The 6,701-nt window shown below is 59.7% G+C and carries 9 protein-coding genes and 1 other RNA gene; 4 read left to right on the forward strand and 6 right to left on the reverse strand.

The window, feature by feature from the left end; translation table 11 throughout:
• Positions 1-12 precede the first annotated feature (12 nt).
• Together VMH34_05620 and VMH34_05625 are read right to left on the reverse strand one after the other, a co-directional pair.
• The gene (locus VMH34_05620) at positions 13-762 is read right to left on the reverse strand and encodes a lytic transglycosylase domain-containing protein (GenBank protein ID HTT08252.1); all 750 of its coding nucleotides are present in this window, start codon (positions 760-762) and stop codon (positions 13-15) included.
• A gap of 20 nt (positions 763-782) precedes the next feature.
• On the reverse strand, positions 783-1,271 hold the full coding sequence (locus tag VMH34_05625) for a phosphatidylglycerophosphatase A (protein HTT08253.1): 489 nt from the start codon (positions 1,269-1,271) through the stop codon (positions 783-785).
• A 37-nt stretch (positions 1,272-1,308) separates the two neighbouring features.
• Here VMH34_05625 and VMH34_05630 point away from each other — a divergent pair, with 37 nt between their 5' ends.
• Positions 1,309-2,121, forward strand: coding sequence for a class I SAM-dependent methyltransferase (locus VMH34_05630; protein ID HTT08254.1), 813 nt, complete (start codon positions 1,309-1,311; stop codon positions 2,119-2,121).
• Between the two features lie 3 nt (positions 2,122-2,124).
• On the opposite strand, the gene VMH34_05635 is transcribed toward VMH34_05630, so the two are convergent.
• A complete protein-coding gene (locus tag VMH34_05635; GenBank protein ID HTT08255.1) occupies positions 2,125-2,415 on the reverse strand; it encodes an RnfH family protein in 291 nt (96 codons plus the stop codon).
• Positions 2,402-2,836, reverse strand: coding sequence for a type II toxin-antitoxin system RatA family toxin (locus VMH34_05640; GenBank protein ID HTT08256.1), 435 nt, complete (start codon positions 2,834-2,836; stop codon positions 2,402-2,404). Before VMH34_05640 ends, VMH34_05635 begins: the two co-directional genes overlap by 14 nt.
• Positions 2,837-2,928: 92 nt before the next feature.
• Here VMH34_05640 and smpB point away from each other — a divergent pair, with 92 nt between their 5' ends.
• Complete coding sequence (gene smpB / locus VMH34_05645; GenBank protein HTT08257.1) at positions 2,929-3,402, forward strand: SsrA-binding protein SmpB; 474 nt, start codon at positions 2,929-2,931, stop codon at positions 3,400-3,402.
• Between the two features lie 23 nt (positions 3,403-3,425).
• Here smpB and egtD read toward each other — a convergent pair whose 3' ends face one another.
• Both egtD and egtB read right to left on the reverse strand, forming a co-directional pair.
• Positions 3,426-4,469, reverse strand: coding sequence for an L-histidine N(alpha)-methyltransferase (gene egtD, locus VMH34_05650; GenBank protein ID HTT08258.1), 1,044 nt, complete (start codon positions 4,467-4,469; stop codon positions 3,426-3,428).
• 121 nt (positions 4,470-4,590) lie between these two features.
• A complete protein-coding gene (gene egtB / locus VMH34_05655; protein ID HTT08259.1) occupies positions 4,591-5,901 on the reverse strand; it encodes an ergothioneine biosynthesis protein EgtB in 1,311 nt (436 codons plus the stop codon).
• 114 nt (positions 5,902-6,015) lie between these two features.
• Between egtB and ssrA the strand changes: the two genes are divergently transcribed.
• Together ssrA and VMH34_05665 are read left to right on the forward strand one after the other, a co-directional pair.
• Positions 6,016-6,366: a transfer-messenger RNA gene (gene ssrA / locus VMH34_05660) on the forward strand.
• Positions 6,367-6,480: 114 nt separating this feature from the next.
• Positions 6,481-6,701: metalloregulator ArsR/SmtB family transcription factor (locus tag VMH34_05665; protein HTT08260.1), on the forward strand; the 221-nt coding region annotated here is incomplete at its 3' end.

Below are 6,701 nucleotides of genomic sequence, written 5' to 3' on the forward strand. Positions count from 1 at the left end.
CCGTGACGGGTTTCATTCGGGGGATGAAAATTTGACCTGCGCCACGCTGCGAAGCGGCAGGGACGCCGAAGGCCTGGCGGCCGGTTTTTTGACCGGGTATGGCAACCCGGTATCGATACCCCTGGCCTTGTAATCCTCATAGTACTGCATCACCCGGCGCACGTATTCCCGCGTCTCGGCAAAGGGCGGGATCTTGTAGCCGTAATCGATGACCGCGTTTTCGCCGGCGTTGTAAGCCGCCACGGCAAGCCGGACGTCATTCTTGAACATCTGCATGAGGTCGCCCAGGTAATGCGTGCCGCCGTGCACGTTGGCGACGGGGTCATTGCGGTTGAGCACGCCATAGCGCCGGCCGGTTTCCGGCATCAATTGCATCAGGCCCACCGCCCCTTTGCGCGACACCGCGTCCTTGTCGTAGGCGGACTCCGCCGTGACGACCGCATGCACCAGTTCCTTGGGGAGGTTGTTTTTGGCGGCGGCCTCGGCGATGACCGGCTCATACTTCCGCCGATCGCTGGCGAAACTCGGATTGCTGAAGGACCGCGTGGCGGGCACCCAGCCCTTCCAGGTCCGCACCAGCTTCTGGTAACCGGAGCGGTCCGGCCGATCGGTCAGCGTCACGCGGCCGTATTTATCGACGTACTTGTAAATGTCCGCCATGGCGGGCGGTGTGCCCAGCACGAACAAAATGACCCCCGCAAGCAATCCCAGCTTGAGCGGTAACCCCCTGTTGACAGGCGTTTTTATGATTTTTGAATGCACATTAATAACAAGTTGTAAATCTATAATAAATAAGCGCTTGCTTTAATACAAGCACAGGCGAATAAGCCCGCCATCAGATCATCCAACATTACTCCCAAGCCGCCTTTCACCCGCCGGTCCAACCATCCTATGGGCCAGGGTTTGATTATGTCAAAGCAGCGGAATAAAACAAAACCGGCAATCACCCACGGCCAGCCGACAGGCGCGCCGATCATGGTAATCCCGAAACCGATGATCTCATCCCAGACGATGGCCGGGTGATCCGCAACGCCGAGGCGTCGCGCGGCATACCCGCACAGCCCCACCCCCGTGACAAAACCGGCGACTAAAATCGCTGCATAAGTGATCAGCGGCAAATCCCGAAGCAGCCAGTACAGCGGCACCGCCAACAGCGTGCCGGCCGTGCCCGGCGCACGCGGACTCAAGCCGGTTCCGAGGCCAAGGGCCAAGAGACACAGGGGATCGCGCAGCAGATATAAGGGAACTCGAGGGTGCGGATCGGGAGACACGTTAGAATGATACACCCTCCGACCTGGAAGTCCGGGCATGAAACCTGTCTCGCTAACAGCGTATTACTGCACCGGCGTTCGCATGGAGGACGCCGCCTCCCGGCGGCCGATCTGCGGCGACCAATATGCGCGCCTGTTCATGAACGAACAGGGCCTCAAAGTATACGAGCAGTTCAAGGACTTCCGCCCTGCCAAGCTCAGCAACGCCTGGCGCCATCGCCTCATCGACGACTGGCTGCGCGAACGGCTCGCCGGCCGGCCGGAGCAAACCGTGCTGCTCATCGGCGCCGGCTTCGACAGCCGCGCCTGGCGCCTCAAGGGCGGCCGCTGGATCGAAGTCGACGAACCGGCGTTGATGCAATACAAGGAGGAGCGCCTGCCCGCCGCGCAATGCCCGAATCCGTTGACCCGCCTCAGCATCGAATTTGACCGGCAATCGCTCGCCGATCTGCTGGCCCGCTATCAGACTGGTGACGAGGTCATGATCATCATTGAAGGCGTGTTCATGTATCTCACGCGCACCGCCGTCCGGGCCCTGCTCGACACCTTGCGGAATCTCTTCCCGCGGCACCGCCTGTGGTGCGATCTCATGACGCGGTCCTTTTTTCGCACGTTTTCGGCCACCATGTATCAGGTGCTGCACGGCATGGGTGCCCGGTTTCAGGATGTCATTGAAATGGAAAATCCGGAATCGCTGTTTCTGGCCCGTCACTATCGCGCTCGAAGGCGAAGCCCGATCGCGGGACAACTCCTGCCCGCCTTCCTGCGCTGGCTGCCGATTACCTTGAACCGTGGTTACACTCTCTGGGACTTCGAGAGTTTGCCGCGCCCGGCCGGCCCGTCTGATTGACGGCTATTCCCCCGTCCGCGCCCGGCGGCGGCGCGCCTCCTTGGGGCTGGCGGTCAGAGACCGGTAAATTTCCACGCGATCACCGTCTGCCAGCGGATCATCAAGGTTGCGCAATCTCCCATAAACGCCCACCTTGTTGATTGTGAGATCGATTTCCGGGAAGCATTTCAGCAATCCGGATTCCCGGATGGCGTCCCGGACCGACAATCCGGCGGGCAGATCCAGATTGACGCACGACTGCCCGTCGGGCCGCGCATAAACAACTTCGACATGCAGCAACTCAGCGCCGGCCATACAGCTGAGCCGCGCGCTGGCTGAAGGCGTCCACCAACGTGCTGTTGACCTTCTGAAAGGTCCTGCCCAGCGTCATGGCCAGCAACTTGCTCGCCAGTTCAAAATGCAAATCGAGCGTCACCAGCGTGCCCTGCGCGACGGGTTCGAAACGCCAGCAACCCCTCAGGCTCTTGAATGGACCCTCGACCAGATGCATGTCGATGCGGCTGTCCTCACGCATGGTATTACGCGTGGTGAAATCATGGTGCATCCCCGCCTTCACCAGCGTCAGCCGCGCCGTCACCTCATTGCCCTGCCGCCCCAGCACCCTGGCGGTGGTGCACCACGGCAGGAATTGTGGATAGGATTCGATGTCAGCGACCAGGTTGTACATGTCGCGCGGACTGTAGGGGACGATGGCGCTTTTCCGGACCTGCTGCATCGGATGGTGAACGAGTGGATCAAACCGTATTTTCGGTTAAATCGGCGGCAAACGGAAGCCGGGCATCCCGTGCGAACAGGTATAATCCATTCATGGCAAAGGACAAAAAAGAAGCCAAAAGCAGCACCATCGCGCTCAACAAAAAGGCCAGACACGATTATTTCATCGAAGAACGCTTTGAGGCCGGAATTGCGCTGCAGGGCTGGGAGGTCAAAAGCCTGCGCGATGGCCGGGTGCAATTGCGGGACGCCTACGTGTTGCTCAAGAACGGCGAGGCCTGGCTGTTCGGCGCGCTCATCACCCCGCTGCCCAGCGCCTCCACGCACGTCGTCCCGGACGCCCAGCGCACGCGCAAACTGCTGCTCAACCGCCACGAATTGTCCAAGCTCATCGGCGCCGTCGAACGCAAGGGCCATGCCCTCATCGCCACGGCCATGTATTGGAAGCAGGGACGCGCCAAGCTCGAGATCGCGCTGGCGCGCGGCAAGCAGGCACACGACAAGCGCGCCACCCTCAAGGAGCGCGACTGGGAGCGCGACCGCCAGCGACTGCTCAAGCACGGCTGAGATATAGTTACGGAAATTCCGCGCTAAAGGTTCATTCCGTCCGTCGCGTTGCGCACGACGAGGGCATGGATGCTGAACAGCCTGCGCTCATCGGTCCAGACGCGGACAGGAATGTAGCCACAACGGGCGGCAAGCCGGTGAAACTCCGCGATCGAATATTTGTAGGAATTCTCGGTGTGGATGGTTTCGCCCGCGCGGAAATTGAACCGTGCCCCGCCGACGGTCACGGTCTGGTCGAACCAGCTGATAAGATGCATCTCGACACGGCCGCGGCTCTCATCATAGAAGGCGTGATGCCGGAAGCCATCGAGCCGGAAGTCCGCTGCAAGTTCGCGGTTGATACGTGCCAGCAGGTTCAGATTGAAGGCCGCTGTGATGCCCCCGCGGTCGTTGTAAGCTGCATCAAGCAGCCGCTTCTCCTTCTTCAGATCGACCCCGATGAGCAGAATGCCGCCCTCTCCGAGCGTCGCGGCCACGGCGCGCAGGTAGCGCATGCCGTCGCGCGGTCCGAAATTGCCGATGCTGGAGCCGGGGAAGAAACCGACGCGACGCCCACGCGGGGAAAATTCGGCCGGCAATGAAAACGGCTGCATGAAATCGGCGCATACCGCCGCCACATTCACCTGCGGGTAGATCTCGGCGAGCGCCGCGGTTGATTGCAGCAGATGCGCGCGCGAGATGTCGATCGCGATATAGCTGACCCGGCCATGCATGACATTGAGCAAATACCGAACCTTGTTGCTGCTGCCGCTGCCGTATTCGATAAGCACGCAGCCTCCGCCAAGCAGGACGCCAATCTCGCGTGCATGCCGCTCCAGCAGCCCGATCTCCGTTCGAGTCAGATAGTATTCCTCCAACCCGCAAATCTGCTCGAAGAGCAAGGAGCCGCGCTGATCATAGAAGTATTTCGGCGGCAGCACCTTTTGCGGACGGCTCAAACCCGCCACTACGTCGTGCGTAAAATCGCCCAGTGCCGGTTCACAGTCGTGAAAAGCGACGCGTGGGCAGGCGTGTGTCTGGACCGAACGCCAGCGGGGCGCATATATCCTACGGAGACCGTATGGCATTGGCTCATCCTCCTCGTAGCGAAGAACTTTTTTGTCGCCGCAATGGCCGCACCCGAGGCGCGAAATCGAGAACGCCGTCCTGGCGCGTATTCCCCATTCTGAGTAGGGATGTTGTTTTTTTCTAACTGTCCCCGGCCAGCCGCAACCCCGCGAACTGCCAGCGTGATTGCGGGTAGAAAAAATTGCGATAGGTGGCGCGGATGTGGCCGTCGGGCGTGGCGCACGAGCCTCCCCGCAGCACGAATTGGTTGCACATGAACTTGCCGTTGTACTCGCCGACGGCGCCGCGCGCGGCCCGAAAGCCCGGATAGCCGGCATAAGGGCTTTGCGTCCACTCCCATACATCGCCATAGAACTGCTGCGGCCCCTTTGCCGCCGCTGTTTTCGGATGCGGCGCGCCGCCGTCAAAAAGGTTTCCTGTTACGGCCATGCCGGCCGCCGTAACCTCCCATTCGGCCTCCGTCGGCAGACGCCTGCCGCGCCAGCGCGCATAGGCATCAGCCTCGTAATAACTGACATGGCAGACCGGCTCGCCCGGTTCCACCTTGCGCATTCCGGCCAGTGTCATCTGCCACCATTTGCCATCCAACTTTTCCCAATAGAGCGGGCTGTCCCAGTTGTGCTGATTCACCGCCGCCCATCCGTCGGACAACCACAATTCGGGACGCTGGTAGCCGTCCGCGGTCATGAACTCCAGATATTCGCTACAGGTGATCAGCCGCGAGGCGATGCGGAAAGGCTCCATCCACACCCGGTGTCTGGGTCCTTCGTTATCAAAGCTGAAACCGCGGCCGTTGTGGCCAATCTCATGAATGCCTCCGGGGCTTTCGAGCCATTCAACTGGCGGTGGGTTGAGACCGCTTGCCGCCTCGCCTTGACGATATGCTGGCCGCAGCGGATTTGTAGCCAGGATATGTTTGATATCCGTAAGCAGCAGCTCCTGGTGCTGCTGTTCGTGATGGAGCCCCAATTCGATGAGGGAGGATGCCTCCTGCCGATGCTTGTCATCCATGCAATCAATGCATTCAAGCATAAAACGATCAACGTATTCGCGATAGCTCGCGATTTCCACCACCGTCGGTCTCGACAGCAACCCGCGTTGCGGCCGCGGATGCCGGACTCCGACAGTTTCATAGTAGGAATTGAACAGATAACCGTATTGCGGATGGTAAACGGCGTAACCGGGCAGGAAGGGCAACAATACGAAGGTTTCGAAAAACCAGGTGGTATGCGCCAGATGCCACTTGGGCGGACTGACGTCGGGCATGGTCTGCACGACATGGTCCTCAACCGCCAACGGTTTGCAGATATCGAGAGAAGCGGCCCTGATTTTACGATACATCGATGCCAATTCCGCGCGCGCCATGACTGCCTCGGCGGGCGGTAATATGGACTGCGATTTGATGTGTAGCTGGACGCCGGACTTCACCATGCCGGGACCCTCTCTTCAAGTTTCGTCCAAACTGTCTACCCATTTTAGACCAGACATTAAAGACAATGACAGTGAAACTTTTTTTGTCGTACACTATCAATGTAATAGCGATTTGGGGGCGACATGGCTTCGACGTGGGTCACGAAACCTCAAGGAGCATGCCGAGGGGCAGGGCACCTCGTAAATCCAACTGCAAATTAATAGTTGCCAACGACGACAACTACGCTTTAGCTGCTTAGGCAGCTAACCTTCGACTCGGTCGTGCTTGTGCGCTGAACTCGAAGGTCATCCACACAAGATCGTGACAAGGCCCGCCTGGGGCCAACCTCACTAAAGCAGTACAGGCTCGCTGCGTTGCCGCCCTGTCGCTCGGAGGCGCGCGGTTAAATCAAAGAGACGGCTACGCATGTAGAACCTTAGGCGGAGGACTTGCGGACGCGGGTTCGATTCCCGCCGCCTCCACCAATATCCAAACTCCAACCGTTCCCGGTTGGGGTTTTTATTTCCCGCAACGTCTTGACAAACCCTCGGGTATTCTAGTATTTTACCTATTGGTTAATTAACTAATAGGTTTCTATGATGCCGATTGATCATCTCAGCAGCACCTTTGCGGCACTTGCGGACCCGACTCGCCGCGCAATTCTGGCGCGCCTCGCCTCCGGTGAAACGTCGGTCACGGAGCTCGCCGAACCGTTCGAGATGACCCTGCCCGCCGTGACCAAGCACCTCAAGGTGCTGGAACGCGCGGGCCTCATCACGCGCGGCCGGGAAGCGCAATGGCGGCCCTGCCGGCTCAAGGC

Source organism: Gammaproteobacteria bacterium, assembly GCA_035501935.1.
In the GTDB taxonomy this organism is placed as follows: domain Bacteria; phylum Pseudomonadota; class Gammaproteobacteria; order JAJPIJ01; family JAJPIJ01; genus JAJPIJ01.